Annotated in this window: 14 protein-coding genes; 5 read left to right on the forward strand and 9 right to left on the reverse strand. The window is 64.9% G+C overall.

Going from position 1 to position 16,461, the window contains the following annotated elements:
* Nucleotides 1-114 precede the first annotated feature (114 nt).
* Entirely contained in the window at nt 115-660 is a 546-nt protein-coding gene (locus ACSQ3M_RS01090) for a hypothetical protein (protein WP_436148241.1), read from the reverse strand.
* Here ACSQ3M_RS01090 and ACSQ3M_RS01095 point away from each other — a divergent pair.
* Nucleotides 611-2,545, forward strand: coding sequence for an autotransporter outer membrane beta-barrel domain-containing protein (locus ACSQ3M_RS01095; RefSeq protein WP_436148242.1), 1,935 nt, complete (start codon nt 611-613; stop codon nt 2,543-2,545). The two genes, ACSQ3M_RS01090 and ACSQ3M_RS01095, sit on opposite strands and share 50 nt — an antisense overlap.
* A 118-nt stretch (nt 2,546-2,663) precedes the next feature.
* Here the strand turns inward: ACSQ3M_RS01095 and ACSQ3M_RS01100 are convergent, their stop codons facing one another.
* The 8 genes from ACSQ3M_RS01100 to ACSQ3M_RS01135 form a co-directional block, all read right to left on the reverse strand.
* Entirely contained in the window at nt 2,664-3,056 is a 393-nt protein-coding gene (locus ACSQ3M_RS01100; RefSeq protein WP_436148243.1) for a helix-turn-helix domain-containing protein, read from the reverse strand.
* A 131-nt stretch (nt 3,057-3,187) separates the two neighbouring features.
* Nucleotides 3,188-5,752, reverse strand: coding sequence for an autotransporter outer membrane beta-barrel domain-containing protein (locus tag ACSQ3M_RS01105; RefSeq protein WP_436148244.1), 2,565 nt, complete (start codon nt 5,750-5,752; stop codon nt 3,188-3,190).
* A gap of 265 nt (nt 5,753-6,017) precedes the next feature.
* On the reverse strand, nt 6,018-6,821 hold the full coding sequence (locus ACSQ3M_RS01110; protein ID WP_436148245.1) for an ABC transporter permease: 804 nt from the start codon (nt 6,819-6,821) through the stop codon (nt 6,018-6,020).
* An 11-nt stretch (nt 6,822-6,832) separates the two neighbouring features.
* Nucleotides 6,833-7,693, reverse strand: coding sequence for an ABC transporter permease (locus ACSQ3M_RS01115; protein ID WP_436148246.1), 861 nt, complete (start codon nt 7,691-7,693; stop codon nt 6,833-6,835).
* The gene (locus ACSQ3M_RS01120; RefSeq protein ID WP_436148247.1) at nt 7,690-8,745 is read right to left on the reverse strand and encodes an ABC transporter ATP-binding protein; all 1,056 of its coding nucleotides are present in this window, start codon (nt 8,743-8,745) and stop codon (nt 7,690-7,692) included. The genes ACSQ3M_RS01115 and ACSQ3M_RS01120 overlap by 4 nt, the downstream gene beginning before the upstream one ends.
* A 40-nt stretch (nt 8,746-8,785) precedes the next feature.
* On the reverse strand, nt 8,786-9,817 hold the full coding sequence (locus tag ACSQ3M_RS01125) for an ABC transporter substrate-binding protein (protein WP_436148248.1): 1,032 nt from the start codon (nt 9,815-9,817) through the stop codon (nt 8,786-8,788).
* A gap of 43 nt (nt 9,818-9,860) precedes the next feature.
* The gene (locus ACSQ3M_RS01130) at nt 9,861-11,258 is read right to left on the reverse strand and encodes an aspartate ammonia-lyase (protein WP_436148249.1); all 1,398 of its coding nucleotides are present in this window, start codon (nt 11,256-11,258) and stop codon (nt 9,861-9,863) included.
* A gap of 72 nt (nt 11,259-11,330) precedes the next feature.
* Complete coding sequence (locus ACSQ3M_RS01135; protein ID WP_436148250.1) at nt 11,331-12,305, reverse strand: LysR family transcriptional regulator; 975 nt, start codon at nt 12,303-12,305, stop codon at nt 11,331-11,333.
* Nucleotides 12,306-12,465: 160 nt separating this feature from the next.
* Here ACSQ3M_RS01135 and ACSQ3M_RS01140 point away from each other — a divergent pair, with 160 nt between their 5' ends.
* The 4 genes from ACSQ3M_RS01140 to ACSQ3M_RS01155 are packed head-to-tail and all read left to right on the forward strand — an operon-like array spanning nt 12,466 to nt 16,452.
* Nucleotides 12,466-12,720 carry a (2Fe-2S)-binding protein gene (locus ACSQ3M_RS01140; protein ID WP_436148251.1) on the forward strand — a complete coding sequence of 85 codons (255 nt, stop codon included), beginning with the start codon at nt 12,466-12,468 and terminating at the stop codon, nt 12,718-12,720.
* Nucleotides 12,717-14,075 (forward strand): FAD-dependent oxidoreductase, encoded by a 1,359-nt coding sequence (locus ACSQ3M_RS01145; RefSeq protein ID WP_436148252.1) that lies wholly within the window; start codon nt 12,717-12,719, stop codon nt 14,073-14,075. Before ACSQ3M_RS01140 ends, ACSQ3M_RS01145 begins: the two co-directional genes overlap by 4 nt.
* Complete coding sequence (locus tag ACSQ3M_RS01150; protein ID WP_436148253.1) at nt 14,072-15,214, forward strand: NAD(P)/FAD-dependent oxidoreductase; 1,143 nt, start codon at nt 14,072-14,074, stop codon at nt 15,212-15,214. Before ACSQ3M_RS01145 ends, ACSQ3M_RS01150 begins: the two co-directional genes overlap by 4 nt.
* A 59-nt stretch (nt 15,215-15,273) precedes the next feature.
* Entirely contained in the window at nt 15,274-16,452 is a 1,179-nt protein-coding gene (locus ACSQ3M_RS01155) for an aminotransferase class V-fold PLP-dependent enzyme (protein ID WP_436149269.1), read from the forward strand.
* Nucleotides 16,453-16,461: the final 9 nt, after the last annotated feature.

Consider the following 16,461-nt stretch of genomic DNA (forward strand, 5'->3'; position numbering starts at 1 on the left):
GAGCCCCAACAGCGTTCCAAGCGGAACGGCTACCTTTGGGGCGAGCCCCCAGACATCCGTTACGACGGCCGCCCTGACAATCGGCGGCTTCACATTCGCGGCTAGCGCCTCTGCCTACACTTTCAATCTGACGGGAGATCTCGACTTCGTTGGTGCCGGGATTGTCAATAATTCCAGCCAAACGCAGACGCTGAACGTTTCCGCAGGAGATCTGAGTTTCGGCAATAGCAGCACGGCCGGAAACGCCACAATCACAAATAATAGCCTCCAGTTTTTCTTAGCCACCAGCACGGCCGGAAGCGCCACGATAACGAATAATAGCGGTCTGTACTTTAACGGGAGTAGCACGGCCGGAAACGCAACGATCACAAATAATAACAGCCAGTATTTCTTCGGCGGAAGCACGGCTGGCAACGCCGCGATCACGAACACTGGCGATCTGTATTTTCTCGATATCAGCACGGCCGGAAGTGCTACGATCACAAATAATAACACCCTGGGTTTCATCAACAGCAGCACAGCCGGAAGCGCCACGATCACAAATAATAACGTCCTGGAGTTCATCGACAGCAGCACGGCTGGAAGCGCAACGATCACGAATAATAACGTCTTGGTTTTCAACAACCGCAGTACGGCCGGCACTGCGCGGCTGATCACCACGGTCGGTGGTGCCACCTCCTTCGTCGGCACCGGACCGCTGGGGGACGGCCAGGTCTCGGCCGGCTCGATCGAGGGGGCGGGCGCCTACAGCCTCGGCAGCGTGCATCTGACGGTGGGCGGCAATGGCCGGTCGAGCGAGGTCAGTGGCGTCATCAGCGGGGTCGGCGGCGCCTTGACCAAATCCGGGGCGGGGACGCTGACGCTGTCGGGCATCAACAGCTACACCGGCGCGACCACGGTGACGGGCGGCGCGCTGATCGTGAACGGCTCGATCCTGGCCTCGTCCGGCGTGACGGTTGCGGCGGGGGCGAGCCTTGGCGGTTCGGGGCAGATGCCGTCGCTGACGGTCAATGGCACGCTTTCGCCGGGCAATTCGCCGGGGACGCTGACCGTCAACGGCAACCTCGTGCTGGGGGCGGGCTCGCTTTATCTCGCCGAGGTGCAGGGCGCGGTCGCGGACCGGGTCAACGTCACCGGCACGGCCTCGCTGGCGGGCACGCTGCGGCTGGTGCCGCTGGGCGGCGCCTATACCTTCAACAGCGCCTACACCCTGCTCTCGGCGGCGGGCGGGCTCGGCGGTACAAGCTTTGGTACGGTCGACACGACCGGGACCTTTGGTGACGGTGTTACCACTGCGGTGAGCTACACCGGCAACAACGTGCTGCTGACGCTGACGCCGAAGCCGCTGGCTCCGATTGTGACACCATCATTGGGCATCGGGGCGCCACGAAATGCCGCGTCTGTGGCAGCGGGCATCGACACGGCGGTGGCGAACGGCGCCGATCCCTCGGCCCTGTTCGGCATCTACAACCTGCCGGCGGCGTCGATCCCGGCGGCGGTGAACAGCCTCTCGGGCGAGGTCCATACCGCCGCACCCGCCATGGCCCATGCCGCCTCCGACCAGTTCCTGCGGACAATGCTCGACGGCTCGAGCGCCGGGCGGCTTTCGGGCGCAGCCAGCGGCCCCGGCGGTGCCACGAGCTTCACCGCCGACCTGCCCTCGAAGCAGGACGGGCCGGGCCGCACCACCTTCGATCCGGCGCGCTTCACGCTCTGGGGCGCGACCTTCGGCTCGACCGGACGCAACGACGGCGACCGGGTCGTGGGCTCCGCCAACCGCAACCTCTCCGATGCTCATGTCGCGGTCGGCGCCGACATCCGGCTCGGTTCCAACACCGTCGCGGGCGTCGCGGTCGCAGGCGGCCAGGCGCGCGCCTCGCTCTCGGGCGGGCTCGGCAAGGCGGAGGCCGATGTCTTCCAGGCCGGCCTCTATGGCCGCACCACGCTCGGGGCCGTCAACCTCGCTGCGGCGCTGGGCTATGCCAGGCTCGACACCGACACCACCCGCGCCATCCCGGTCCTCGGCCGTACCGGCGTTGCCGCCTCCTATGCGACGCAGGTCTGGTCCGGCCGGATCGAGGCGAGCCTGCCGGTGGCGACATGGCACGGTCTGACGCTCTCGCCGCTCGCCGCCTTCCAGGCGGTGCGCGCGAGCAGCCCCGCCGCGATCGAGCGCGACGGGTCGGGCGCAGCCCCCGGCACGCTGACGCTGGCCGGGCGCTCCGACATCACCAGCCGCAGCGAACTCGGCCTGCAGCTCGACGCCAACCTGCTGGCGGGCGCCACTCCCGTCACCGGCTTCGTGCGAGCCGCCTGGGCGCATTACTACCAGCGCGACGCCGACCTCACCGCCTCGCTCAACGGCCTGCCCGGCGCCAGCTTCGCGGCGACCGGCGCCAGGCCCGACCGCAACACCGCCCTGCTCGCTGCCGGTGCCGATATCAGGCTCAGCCAGACCGTCAGCCTCGGTGCCAGGATCGACGCGGAGCTGTCCGAGAATACAAGCCGCATCGGCGGAACCGCTCAGCTCAGGGTCAGCTTCTGACGCCGTGTGGAGCGGCCGATGGGGTGCCTCTCAACGTCTGCTCTCGGCATTTCGTCGAACGGCCGCTTCCCACCCGTTGCGGACATCCGTCGAGGGGCATGCCTCACGAAAGCTGTTTCTAAATTGGACCGTCTATCGCCGCCTCGGCCAGTTGCTCGATGATTCCGATCACGGTGCGGCGCATCCGAGGGCAGCGTATACGAGAGAAGGCTTCAATCAGCTCAACTCCCTCGGCCGTGGCCAGCAAGGTCGCCGCCATCTCTTCAGCGGGCACCCGATGGTGGGTAACGCCTTGTTCGAAGAAGAAAGAGGGCGCTACGCCGAGCGCTTTTGCAATCTGCTCCAGGCGGCTGGCGCTGACCCGATTGATACCGTTCTCGTAAAACCCGATCTGCTGGAAGGTGACGCCGACGGCTCTGGCGAGTTGTTGCTGGGTGAGGCCAAGGCTCCTGTGTTGTAAGCGCACCCGGTTTCCGACGTGTTGATCGATGGCATTGATCGTCTTAGCCACTGCGATCCTCCCGACCGGATCATAACCGGTTCGCGTAAGGGCGCGACAGTGGCTCGCCGCTGACATCAGTTCGGGCGCGTCCGCAGGATTTGCTCCATCAGTCGGAGACGTTGGTCTCCGAATGTCACACGTCAGAACCTGACGGAAAGATTTGCCTTGAAGGCGTGGTCCTGGGCGTCCTCGGCGAGCTGGCCGGCATAGGACACGCCCAACGCGGCGTTGGCACCGAGGGCGATGTCGAGACCCGCTTCGACCAGAGCTGCATTCTTGGCGATCGGCAGGCCGGCGACTGAGAACGGCGTGCTGCCGGCGAAGGCAAGGGTCAGCTTGGGGTCGACGTCGCCGAAGGCATGGCGCCAGCCCAGGCCGCCGCGCAGGGTCAGGTCCATGCCCTGGACATGAGCGGTCGTCGACGCGCGCAGGCCCAGCGTCGAATAGCCAAGGTTCATGTCGTCGCTGTTGCTGGTGAGTGCCGCTGCGCCACCAGTCTCGTTGAAACGGTCGCTGCGCAGGTTGACAAAGGCAAGGCCGGCGAACGGCTCGAACGCGACCGGGCCGAGATCGATGCGATAGCCCAGCTCACCGAAGACCTGCGCTGTGCCGGCATCGTAATTGGCGCGCAAGCTGCTGCCGAGGCCTGCGGCAACAATGCCTCGGCGGGTTTCGAGATCGTGCCAAGTGTAGCTCAGGCCAGTGCGCAGGCCGAGCGCACCCCATTGGCCGCCGCCATAGAGACCCAGATGATAATTGTCGCTCGACGCGGAGGAGAGCCGACGGTCGATGTCGAATTCGCTGCGGCTGTAGCCGGCGACCACACCGAAACGCAGACTGTCGAAGGCGGCGACGTCAGCACCGACGAGCAGGCCGCCGGTCGAATGGCTCAGGCTGGCGGCATTGCCGTCGCTTTTGATCTTGCCCCATGAGCCATAGCCCTGGCCCCAGACGGCGAAGCGCTCGGCCGAAGGCAGCTTCGGCATCGGTCCCTTCACGGCGGGCGCGAGGTCTGCAGTGAAGCCGTAGTTCAGCGTCGCCATCGGGGCGGCCCCAACTGCGCCGAAGGCCGAGCGCAGCCGGTCGTTGACTGCTGCGCGCAAGAGCCAGCTCTCGTCGACCAGCGCTGTCCGGACCGAGGCGTGGATCTCGCCGGAGAGCTGGCCAAGAGCCCGGCGCGCGGCATCGAGCGTGGCCTGGTTGTAAAGATCGGTCTGGACGGCGTTGCCGGTGGGCAGGCTGTCGACGCCCTTGCCGACCTCGACCTCGTTCGGCGTCGTGCCGATGCCGCCGGCCGTGTTCGTCCGGATCACCGTCAGATAGGCATTGGTCGCATCGGTGCTATTGCGCAGGTTGAGGAAGGGCGTCAGCACCAGATCGGTGTTGCCGTAGCTGCCGGTCAGCCCTGTCGCGGTCAGGATGGTGTAGCGCTGGCCGGCGACGTAGCCCGCTCCGGTGCTGTTGACGACCGTGATCGCCGCGCCACTGGCGAGCGTCGCCGCTCCGTTGACCTGGATACGGTCGGAGGTGACCGTCCCCGGATCGACCTCGACCTCGTAGACCGCCCCGGCATTCTGGACATAGGCGCCATTGACGGTGAGCGTGCCGATCGAGTTGCCGGGCGTGATCCGGCTGCCCGAGGCGAGCGTCAGTGTCCCGACCGTGCCGCTGCCGCCGAGCCGCGCCCCGGACGCGACCGTCACAGCCGAGCCGGCGAGCGAGCCGTTCACGATCAGCGCGCCCTCGGCGATGTTCGTCGGGCCTGCAAAATTGCCGCTGCCGGCAATGGTCCAGGTGCTCGCGCCGGTCTTCTCCAGGCGGTCGAAGTTGCGGTACTGGCCAGCGCTGCCGATGCCGCCGTCGAGCACCCAATTGTCCGCGCCGCCGAGGCGCAGGATGTCGTTGCTGCCGGCCGCGTTGCCGACGACATTGCCGGTGATTATCGAGCCGGCCTGCAACTCCAGCGCTATGGCTCCAGTCGTCGGTGTGACGCCGGCAAGCCAGCCGATCGCATTGGCGCCGGCGCCGGCCCGGATCGTGCCGCTATTGATGATATTGAGAGCCAACGTAGCGGAGGTGGCGGCTATCGCGAGATTGCCGCTGCCGCCTTCAATCGTGCCGGTGTTGATGATCTGTCCGGCGCCATTGCGCGCATTTATGCCAACGCCGCCGGTTGCTCCTGCCCCGCCGCGAATAACGCCGTGATTCGTCAGCGTGGCAGCGGCTCCCGGGCCGCCAAAATCGACGCCTGCGCCTCCGTTTCCTGAGCCGGTCGTTCCGCCCTGGGCGAGACCCGTGTTCGTCACCGAGGCACCACCCCGAACAGCCAGTGCCGATGATGATGACCCGCCATCGGTGCCACGGAACGTGCCGACCAGCGTCCTGACCGCTCCAGCGCCTGAAATGAACGTGCCATTGCCCGGCGGACCGAAGACGGTGAAGCCCTGGGTGTCGATCGTGACCGGCTTGGTCGCAATTGGCAGATTGCCGACCCCCGAGGCGAAACTGGCGGTCAGAACGATCGTCGAACTGGGGTCGCCGTCGCCATTAGCGGCGGTCATGGCGGCGCGCAATTGGCCGTCAGTGCTGACGAAGTAGGTCGCAGCCAGTGTCGTCGAAGAGCCCCAACCCAGCACCAGGGCAGCGATGCTGACGGTGCCGAAAAAGGTGCCGATAGGGGCAGAACAGCGTCGTCCAGCGGTCATCTGCTCATCCCCTACTAGCCAGCGCCCTTGCGAGATTCGGGCGGCACGCGATCATGACTAGAGTCGGGCTGCTAAGGGAATGTTAAGACCTGAGGCAAAAACCGCATCCGGGGCATGCACGCAGCGCGCTGGGGGCCGCCTTCGACCTCGATATAGCGGGTAGACAAGGTGAAGTTGGCCGGGGCGATAGTCGATCCGGTGCCAACCATTAGCGGCGAGGCCAATTCGTCGCCGCCGCATTCGCGGCAGACGCCGGCGACCGTTGTTAGCTTTCTGCTGACTTGCCGACCAGCAGGCGCTCGAGACCATAGATCCGGTCCAATATCAGCATTGCTAGGAACGTCCCGGCAATGATCAGGACCGAGGCAGCGCAGGCCGATGGGTCGAGGCCCCAGCTGATCTTCTCGAACAGCCAGACCGGCAAGGTCTTGACGCTAGTGGAGGCGACAAAGATCGCGACCGTCAACTCGTCGAAGCTGAGCAGGAAGGCCATGATCCAGGCACCGCTGATCCCCGAGGCCAGCATAGGGAGAGTGATGCGGCGAAAAACCGCCAGCCGCGACGCGCCCAGCGACTGCGCGGCCTGCGGAAGCGACTTGTCGAGGCCTATGATCGCAGCGAGCAGGATGCGCACGACGAAGGGAATCGTCACGATCAAATGGCAGACGATCATGGCTGCCACTGTTCCGTTCCAGCCAATCTGGGTCATGAAGCGCAGGAACGTCACCCCGAGAACAATTCCAGGTACGGGAATCGGTGCCAGCAGCAGGGCGTTGACCGCGTCGCGGCCGGCAAACTGGTAGCGCCCAATGGCGAGCACTGCCGGGAGGGCGAGAGCCACGCCCAGCGTCGCTGTGAAGGCTGCGACCTCGATGCTGATCCAGGCGGAGGCGAGGAATTCGCGATCGGCGAAGACACTGCGGAACCAACGCAGGGAAAGGCCGCTCCACGGCAGCGCGAGGTAACTTTCCGCGGTGAACGCGACGAGGCTGACCACGACGAGGGGCGCCATGACGAACGTTACCAGCACGGCGTGAAAGGCAAGGGCGAGGGGGGTGTTGCGCAGCATCTGGACCTCCTTCAGGCCCAACGCTGGATGCGCCGCTCGATCAGGCGGTTGTAGAGCATCAGGGAACCAAGGCTGATGATGAGGAGAAAGAGCGCGATCGTGGCGCCGAGCGGCCAGTTCAGCGTGCTCATGAATTCGTCGTAGACGGCGGTGGAGACGACCTTGAAGCGGCGCCCGCCGAGGATGGCCGGCGTGGCGAAGGCGCTGGCCGCGAGCGAGAACACCACCATGGTGCCGGAGAGGATGCCGGGGAGTGCCGTCGGCAGGATGATACGGAAGAACACCTGACGGCGAGAGGCACCCAGCGAGAAGGCGGCGTGCACCACCGAACTCTTCTGCTTCTGCAGTGAGGTCCAGATCGGAATGACCATGAAGGGCAGCAGGACATGCGTCAGGCCGATCACGATGGCCGGCGCCGAATAGAGGAAGCGGATCGGATCCTCGGTCACGCCTGCGGCCATCAGCGCCGAGTTGAGCACGCCCTGATTGCCGAGCAGGATCAGCCAGCCGAGGGTCCGCACCACCAGCGAGATCAGTAGCGGGCCGAGAATGATCAGCAGGAAGATCGTGCGCCAGGGCGAGCGCATCCGATAGAGCACATAGGCCTCGGGCATGCCCAGAAGCAATGTCACCAGCGCCGTCGTGATGCCGATGAACAGGGTGTTGAAGAAAAGTTGCTGATAATAGCCGTCGAAGATGACGGCGGCGTAGTTCGCCCAGCTAAGGTCCGGCACGATGCCGACGCCGGCCTTGAAGGAATAGGCGCTCAGCATCATCACCAGTGCCAGCGGAAGCAGGAAGAAGACGGCGAACAAGGCGATCGCGGGCAAGCACATCAGCAATGGCCACGCCTGGGCGCGCGACAGGTTCATTGGCCATCTCCCGGGATCAGCGCGGCATGCTCGGGCTCCCAACGCAGGTGCACTGCGCTGCCTTCAACCTTGTCCGAGGCGCTGCGATTCTGTTCCGCTACCAGGATGGTGCCGAACTGCGCGACTTTGATCTGATAGAGCCAGCTCGCGCCGAGGAAAATCCGGGTTGCGACGACACCCGAGAGATAGGCCTCCTCCGGGCTGCAGAAGGCCATTTTCTCCGGCCGCACGCAAAGCAGCGCACCGCGCTTACCGAGCGTAGCCGAAACGTCGGGCCCGCCTGATTGGGCGATCCGCGACCAGTCGATCGCCTCCGATGCGGCGGCGATGTCGAACAGATTGGCCTTGCCAAGGAAGCCGGCGACGAAGGGCGTTTCGGGATGCTCATAACCCTGATAGGGCGCATCGAGCTGGACGATACGGCCGCCATGCATCACCGCAATGCGGTCGCTGAGCGCCATGGCCTCGTTCTGGTCGTGTGTCACGAGAATGGTCGTGATGCCGAGTTCGCGTTGCAGCAGCTTGAGCTCGATCTGCATGTCCTCGCGCAGCTTCGCGTCGAGATTGGAGAGCGGCTCGTCGAGCAGGAGGATCTTGGGCTCGATCACCAGTGCACGTGCCAAGGCGACGCGCTGCTGCTGGCCGCCGGACAGCTCCTTGGGATAGCGTCCGGCGAGCGCTTCGAGGTGAACCTGCTCCAGCGCGCGGCGCACCCTGGCGTCGCGGGTGGCTTTCGCCACCCGGCGCATATCCAGGCCGAAGCCGACATTGTCGGCCACGGTCATGTGAGGGAACAGCGCGTAGTTCTGGAAGACGATGCCGATATCGCGCTTGTTGACCGGCACATCGACGATGTCGACGCCGTCGACGGAGATCGATCCGGCGCTGGGCTCCTGGAAGCCGGCGATCATGTGCAGGGTCGTCGTCTTGCCGCAGCCAGACGGCCCGAGCAGGCTGACGAATTCGCCGCGCTCGACGGAAAGGCTCAACCCGTCTACGGCGACGAAACTGCTGAAATGTTTGACGAGCCCGTCAAGTTCGAGAAATGCCATGGTGATGGTCGCCCTTTTCCTAGGGTTTAGCCGCGGCGACCTAGCGCTCGACTTCACGCGCCCAGCGCCGCGCCCATTCCTCGCGGTTGGCCTGGACCTTCTTCGCATCGAGCTCGACGAGCGTGCGTAGGCGCGCCGTATCAACGATCAGGCCTGACGGGTCGTCGACAGTGAGCCCCTTGAGCGTCGGCCCGCCGGCGAACGCCGTCGCATAGAGCTTCTGGGCTTCGGCGCCTGTCATCACCTCGATCAGCTTGCGGGCATTCTCGGGGTTCTTCGAGCCCTTGACGATGCAGAGATATGACACCCCGGCCAGCGCCCCTTCCTTCGGGAACACGAACTCGATCGGAAAGCCGGTATCGGCCAGCAGCTTGACGCGGTTGTTGTTCCAGACGGTCAGCGCGATCTCGCCGGTCTGGAAAAGCTCGGGGATCTTCGAAGTCGAATCGACGAAGGCGACGACGTTGGGCGCGACCTTCTTCATCGCCGCGATGCCAGGCTCAATATTATCCTCGCTTCCGCCGTTCGCCTTGGCGAGCATGGCCAGCGTTGCCAGGCCATAGCCGTTGCTGATCGTCGCAACCGCAATGCGGTTCTTGAATTCCGGCCGGGCGAGGTCATTCCAGGATGTCGGCGCCGCCCAACGCTTCTGCTGGAAGACCTTCGGATTATAGGCCAGGCCGATGGCATTGAGGCCGAAGCCGACTGCCTGACCTCCGATCACCGCCTCCGGCACGAAGGTATCGAGGAAGGCTTTCGGCAGGTCGGCGCAGAAGCCGAGCGAGACGGCCTGTGCCATGATGGCGTCGTCGAGCATGACGACGTCGAGTTCCTGATTACCCTGCTGGGCCTGCAGGCGTGCCAGATGATGGGCCGAGGCGCCGGCGACGTTCTTGACCTCGATGCCACTGGCCTTTTCAAAGGCGGGGAGGATTCGCTCGTTCAGAGCGCTCATCGTCGTGCTGCTGGTGCTGCCGAGCACGACCTTGCCCTGGGCCTGGGCCTGCGCCGCAACGAGGCTCAGGCCGGCGGCGGCGAGTGCGCTCAAAAGCTTCGATCCGAAATTCGTCATGATCCCCTCCTTCTTGTTGTGTTGAGCTTTGCGCCCGCGTCGGTCAGGGGCGGGCATGTGGGCGGGCAGCTTGGGTGAGGCGCAGCCTGACCTCCGACTCGGTCATCAGCTGCTCACGAATGGCGACATCGACGAAGGCTATGCCTTCGCGCTCCGCTTCCTGGACAATGCGCGTCACGCCCGCATAGCCGATATCGGCGAGGAACAGACTGGCGATCGCCGGGGAATTGCGCAGATTGAGATAGGACCGCTCGTCGCGGGCCTCGACTCCCTTCAGGCAACGCTCGTTGAAGAGCGCATAGGAGGCGCTCATCAGATTGCATGCCTCGAACAGCGCCCGCGCCATCGCCGGTTCAAAATGGTTGATCTCGAACTGTCCGTGCAAGACAGCGAGCGTGGTCGTCGTGTCATGGCCCTGGACGACGAAGGCGACCTGCTGCGCCAGCATAGGCATGACCGGATTGACCTTGCCCGGCATGATCGAGGAGCCGGCCTGGACCCTGGGAAGGGAAATTTCTCCGAGCCCGCTATCCGGCGAACTCGCAAGCAGCTCGAGGTCGGCGCCGATGCGCGCCACGATCTGGCTGCAAGTCCGCAGCTCCGCGGAAAAGCGACCGATCTCGTCGGCATTCTGCAAACCGTCGAAGAAGTTTTCGGAGAGGCGAATCCGAGCCCCGTAAATGCGAGAGAGGGCATCTGCGATCCGCTCGCGATAGCCCGGGGCGGCGCCCAGCCCGGTGCCGATCGCGGTCGCGCCCAGCGGCACTTCGAGAAGAGCCTCCCGGCGTGCCTCCAATGCCGCGCGAGCCCGCCCGATCGCGCTGGCATAGCCCCCGAAAGCCTGCCCGAGTGTCATTGGCTGGGCCGACTGCATGCAGGTACGGCCAACCCGGAGTACGTTTGCGAAGCTCGATGCCTTGTCGGCCAGAGTGAGCTGCATCGCCGCCAGAACCTCGGCCAGCCGAGCTGACATGGCATGCAGTGCGAGCTTCAGGGCGGTCGGATAGACGTCGTTGGTCGACTGGCTGAGGTTGACGTGGTCGTTCGGGTTGAGCGCTGCATAGGAGCCGCGCGGCTGCCCCATGATCTCAAGGGCGCGGTTCGCGACCACTTCATTGACGTTCATGTTCGTCGAGGTGCCGCCCGAGCCCTCAAGCAATTCGACCACGCATTGGTCGTGATGCTGTCCGGCGATGAGCTCGTCGCACGCGGCTATGATGGCTCGAGCCCGCGTATCGTTCAGCAGACCAAGCGCATGATTGACCTCGGCCGCTGCCTTCTTGACGATGGCGAGCGCCCGAATGAAATCCGGAAAGGCACCAAGTGCGGCGCTGGATGGAAAGTTGCCGACTGCGCGAGAGGTATTGGCGCCGTAGAGGCGGTCGGCCGGAATCTCGACCGGTCCAAGCGAATCCTCCTCGACCCTGACGGCGTGCCGCATCGCAATCTCACGGTTAAATCCTGATCCCGTTGGAATGCCATGAGCCTGCTCTATGAATAACAGAGAAAAATCTTATGAAGTGATCTCCAGCTTTTGGCCGAGCCAGGGATGGAGCGAGGCTAGGCGATCGAGGCCGTTCTTGCGGATGGCGCGCGCTGCCAGGGTTGCGACATCCCGGGGCAGGTTCCCGAGTTCGCCGCGACGGAAGACCAGATAGATCGAGCGGAATCGTCCCGGGTCGAGCGGGGCGAAAACGAAATCCTCGATCGGCTTGGAGGCCGAGAGAAAGCAAACGGGCGTCGAGATGCTCCAGCCCGCGCCGGCTCGCACACAGTCAAACAAGGCGTCCGAGACGTCGAGTTCGAAGACCCTGGGTAGCTTGACCCGCAAGCGGCGCAGGTGCTGCTCGATCTGCTGGCCGATATGGGAGTGGCTGCTATAGCGGATGAGCGGCGCCTCTTCGGCCAGCACATGCAGCGGAGCGCCTTGCAGATGCGTCAGCGAGCGCGGCAAAACCACGATAAAGGGCTCGCGCAGCACCTCGTAGCGCTCGACATCGTCGGTTTCTTCCATTGCGTCGGAACTGATGACGAGGTCGGCACGCCGGTCGAGCAGGGCGCTGCGCTGATCGGGAGAGAGACCCGCCCAGATCGAGAGCGACTGCGCCAGCGGGTCCAGATGCTGCACCAAATCGGCGGCGATCAGCCCTATCACGCTGTCGACCACACCGATCCGCAACTCGGCGTAATTGTCGCGACCTGCGCGGCGCACGTCGCGCGCCATTTCATAGGCTGCGGCGATCAGGCGCTGGGCGCTCGTCAGCAAGACCCTGCCGGCCGGCGTCAATTGGATCGGCCGTATGCTGCGGTCGTAAATCGGGGAGCCGACGGATTTTTCCAGGGTCGCGATGATGTGCGACACGGCCGGCTGGGTCACCCCGAAGCGCAGCGCGGTCTCGGTCATGCTCCCGGTTTGCACGGTGTCGAGGAACATTTCGAGATGGCGCAGATCATATTCGAAACCGCTGCGTGGATTAGGTTTGCTCATCGTGGGGCGTCCTCCAGCTGCGCTGGCATTAGCAATTGTTATCTTCAAGATAAAGCATGGCTCAGTGATGGTGGCGTCGTTCGAAACCCGACGGCGGGAGAAGGGATCGGCGATGGCTGAGCGAGATCAGCTCCTGGTGCGGGTGCAAGAGAAGGAACGGATGCCGCTTTCCCTCCGGGTCGACGGACAGGAGGTTCTCGCCCTCGAGGGGGATACCGTGCTGACTGCCGTCCTGCTCGCCGGCATCCGCCTGCGTGAATCGGAATTCGGGGATGGTCCGCGCTCAGGCTTCTGCCTGATGCGAGCCTGTCAGGATTGCTGGATGTGGACTGGTGACAATGACCGCATCCAGGCCTGTGCGACCTTCGTCAGCCAGGGCATGGCGCTCTCGACGCGAAATCCCGACCTGACATGACAGCTATCGTCATTGTTGGCGCGGGACCTGCCGGCGTTCGCGCCGCCGAATGCCTCGTCGCTGCAGGGTATAGGCCGGTCATCCTCGATGAGAATGACCGCAGCGGCGGTCAGATCTATCGCCGGCAACCTCCTGGCTTCACGCGTTCGGCACAAGCGCTCTACGGCACCGAGGCGGCGAAGGCCGAGGCCTTGCATAGCAGCTTCGACGCACTCGCCGGTAGGATCGACTATCGCTCCGGCACCATCGCCTGGGGGCTCCATGCCGGCGTGATCCATACCGTCAAGGCGGGCGTGGTCGATCGGGTCGCCTTCGATCGGCTGATCCTTGCGACCGGGGCAACCGACCGGATCATGCCGGTGGCAGGTTGGACCCGGCCCGGCGTGTTCTCGATGGGCGGCGCGCAGATCGCGCTGAAGTTCCAGGGCTGCACCCCGGGACGGAGACCTGCGCTCGTCGGTACCGGGCCGTTGCTTTACCTCTTGGCCTATCAATATCTCAAGGCGGGCGTCACGCCGGTAGGTGTCTTCGACACCACGCCGCTCCACAGGCAACTGCGCCTTGTCGGAGGCTTGGCCTCGGATCCACGCACGCTGCTCATCGGTCTGCGCTATCGCCTGGAGCTCGCCCGCCGCGGCGTGCCGGTGTGCAATGGCGTCGAGCCGCTTGCGGTCGAGGGGAATCCTGCGGTCACCGGTTTCGTCTACACCAAGGCCGGCAGGCGCCATCAGGTCGCCTGCGACGGTGTGGCGCTCGGCCACGGCTTGCGCAGCGAAACACAGCTCGCCGATCTCGCCGGCGTCCCCTTCGCCTTCGACCGACGCACGCGGCAATGGCTGCCGCAGCGCGACGAGGAGGGCAGGACGCCGTTGGGTACTGTGTACCTGGCCGGAGACGGTGCCGGAATTGGCGGAGCGGACGTTGCCGAGATCGAGGGCAAACTCGCGGCCTGGGCTCTCCTTCTTGATCTTAGTGCCGCGGTGGATGATGGCGAGCGCACACGCGCCCTCCGCCAGCTGCGCCGTGCTGCTCGTTTCAGGGCGGCACTCAGTGCCGCCTTTCCGTGGCCGCACGGCATCGCCGCGCGTCTCGACGACGGCGTGGTCGTGTGTCGCTGCGAGACGCTGACAGCCGGCGAGTTACGTCGTGTTGCCGCTGAAGGTGCGCCAGATCTCGGCCGGGCCAAGGCATTGTCGCGCATCGGTATGGGGCGCTGTCAGGGACGCTATTGCGGATCCGCCTGCGCAGAAATCCTCAGTGCCGCGCTCGGCTGCGACATTGCCGATGTCGGCCGTCTGCGTCCACAGACGCCGATCAAGCCGCTTCATGTCGACGACGTCGAGGCAAGCCTGTGAGCGTCTACGACACGATCATTATCGGTGGCGGCATCATGGGCTGCTCGACCGCTTTGCATCTCGCCCGCGCTGCACCGCGAATGAAGATCGCCTTGTTGGAACGCGGCCTGTGCGGAGCCCAGGCCAGCGGGGTCAATTTTGGCAATGTCCGCTCGAACGGCCGCCCGGTTTCGCAGATGCCGCTGTCGCTACGCTCGCGTGAGATCTGGTCCCGGATTACCGAGTTACTCGGCGCCGACTGCGAATATGAGCGGACTGGTGCGCTCAAGATCGCCTTTCGAGACGAGGATCTCGCGGTGCTTGAAGGTCATGTCCGCGAAGCCCGGGATGGGTTCGGCCTGGCCGTGGAGATGCTCGGTGGCGCAAGCTTGCGTCAGCTCTTTCCCTGGATCGCGAGTGGCGCCGTTGGCGCGCGCCATTCGCTGGATGACGGCGTGGCGAATCCGCGCCTCGTCGCGGCCGCGTTCGGTGTCGCGGCGCGGCGGCAGGGTGTCGATGTCCGGGAGAACTTCGCAGTCGCGTCGGTCTCGCATAGTGGAGCCGCGTTCTCTGTCGTCGGCGAGGGCGGCGCGGCTCTTGTCGCACGCAGCCTCGTCAACTGCGCCGGTGCATGGGGCAATCTAATTGCATCAAGCTTTGGCGAGGCTGTGCCGATGCAGGCTTTGGGGCCGCAAATGGGCGTCACCGAGCCTTTGCCGTTCTTCATCCTGCCGAGTACGTCGACGGTGAACAGCCCGATCTATTTCCGGCAGGTCCGCCGCGGCAATATCGTGTTTGGCGGCGGCCCTCGCGCGGAGGTCAGGCCTGACCTCGTGCGGCACTACTCGCTTCCCGAGAATACGGCGCGCCATGCGGCACTGCTGCGCAGCGTAGCGCCTGCGCTGAAGTCGGCACGGGTCATTCGCGCCTGGAGCGGAATCGAGGGCTACCTGCCCGACGGGCTGCCCATTCTCGGGCCTAGCGCCACTACACCCGGGCTCGTGCATGGCTTCGGATTTTGCGGCAGTGGTTTCCAACTTGGACCTGGCGTCGGCGCGGTGCTCGCCGAGCTTGTTCTGGGCGGTGCGACCAAAACGCCGATCACTGCTTTCGACATTTGCCGGTTTGCCCAGGCGGCCTCCCAGGAGAAGCGCGCATGAAACAGCAGCGCAAGGTCCCGGCCGCTCCACCGGCTTCCGGCTTCTGGACAGACGCTGCGATTGCCAGAGCGCGTCGCGACACGCCGGCGACAGCCAGCCTGATCCATTTCAACAATGCCGGCGCATCACTGATGCCAGAGCCGGTGAACGAGGTCGTGGCCGCTCACCTGACGCGCGAGCGCGAGATCGGTCCCTATGAAGCAGCGGCCGAGGCTGCTGCAGCGCTCGCGGCGGTTCATCCAACCTTGGCGAGCTTGATCGGCGCGCAGGCGAGCGAGATCGCGATCATGGACAGCGCCTCGCGGGCGTGGATCGCGGCGTTTGGGGCGCTGCGCTTCCAGTCGGGTGACTGCATCCTGACGACCACCTCGGAGTATGCCAGCAACTTCATCCCATATTTGCAGGCGGTTCGGCGCTATGGGGTCAGGATCGAAGTTGTGCCGGACGGCGACGACGGTGCGCTTTCGCTTACGGCTTTAGAGCGAATGATCGGCCCGGACGTCCGATTGATCTCGGTCAATCACATCCCTACCCATGACGGACTCGTCAATCCCGCCGCGGCTATAGGCAGGCTGGCGCGAGCCGCCGGCATTCCATTCCTGCTCGACGCCTGCCAGTCGGTTGGCCAGATGCCTGTCGACGTCGCCGAGATCGGCTGCGACATGCTGACGGCAACGGGGCGCAAATTCCTGCGCGGACCGCGCGGCACCGGCTTCCTCTATATTCGCCAGGCATTTGCCGACACGCTCGAGCCCTGGATGCTCGATCTGCACGGCGCCGATTGGACGAGCCCCGAGCGTTATGAGCCCAAGCCCGGAGCGCAGCGCTTTGAGCTCTGGGAATTCGATCATGCCGCAAGGCTCGGGCTCGCGGCGGCGGCGCGTTATGCCGCGTCGTGGGGCCTGTCCAACATCAAGACCCGCATCCAGACGCTGGCGACGCATTTGCGCAGCCGGTTGGCCGTCATGCCAGGCGTCGTCGTGCGCGACCGCGGCGCAGTTAAGTCGGGCATAGTGACGTTCACCGTGGCCGATGAAGATCCATTCGCGTTGCAACTTCGGCTGCGGGCTGAGCGGATCAATGTTTCGGTCTCGAAGGCGCGCTCGGCGCGGGTCGACTTTGCCCGTCTCGACGATCAGGCCCGGCTGAGGGCCTCGGTTCACTACTACAACACGACCGACGAGATCGACCGGATGACGGCTCGCCTCGAACGGTTGATCGCCGGACGCGCGGCCTGAAGGAGCAGT

It is taken from the genome of Allobosea sp. LjRoot90, assembly GCF_964254315.1.
In the GTDB taxonomy this organism is placed as follows: Bacteria; Pseudomonadota; Alphaproteobacteria; order Rhizobiales; family Beijerinckiaceae; genus Allobosea.

Coding starts and splice junctions, on each gene's coding strand:
- ACSQ3M_RS01105 (WP_436148244.1), bottom strand. CDS start 5,752: ATGACCGCTGGACGACGCTGTTCTGCCCCTATCGGCACCTTTTTCGGC.
- ACSQ3M_RS01110 (WP_436148245.1), bottom strand. CDS start 6,821: ATGCTGCGCAACACCCCCCTCGCCCTTGCCTTTCACGCCGTGCTGGTA.
- ACSQ3M_RS01115 (WP_436148246.1), bottom strand. CDS start 7,693: ATGAACCTGTCGCGCGCCCAGGCGTGGCCATTGCTGATGTGCTTGCCC.
- ACSQ3M_RS01120 (WP_436148247.1), bottom strand. CDS start 8,745: ATGGCATTTCTCGAACTTGACGGGCTCGTCAAACATTTCAGCAGTTTC.
- ACSQ3M_RS01125 (WP_436148248.1), bottom strand. CDS start 9,817: ATGACGAATTTCGGATCGAAGCTTTTGAGCGCACTCGCCGCCGCCGGC.
- ACSQ3M_RS01130 (WP_436148249.1), bottom strand. CDS start 11,258: ATGCGGCACGCCGTCAGGGTCGAGGAGGATTCGCTTGGACCGGTCGAG.
- ACSQ3M_RS01135 (WP_436148250.1), bottom strand. CDS start 12,305: ATGAGCAAACCTAATCCACGCAGCGGTTTCGAATATGATCTGCGCCAT.
- ACSQ3M_RS01140 (WP_436148251.1), top strand. CDS start 12,466: ATGCCGCTTTCCCTCCGGGTCGACGGACAGGAGGTTCTCGCCCTCGAG.
- ACSQ3M_RS01145 (WP_436148252.1), top strand. CDS start 12,717: ATGACAGCTATCGTCATTGTTGGCGCGGGACCTGCCGGCGTTCGCGCC.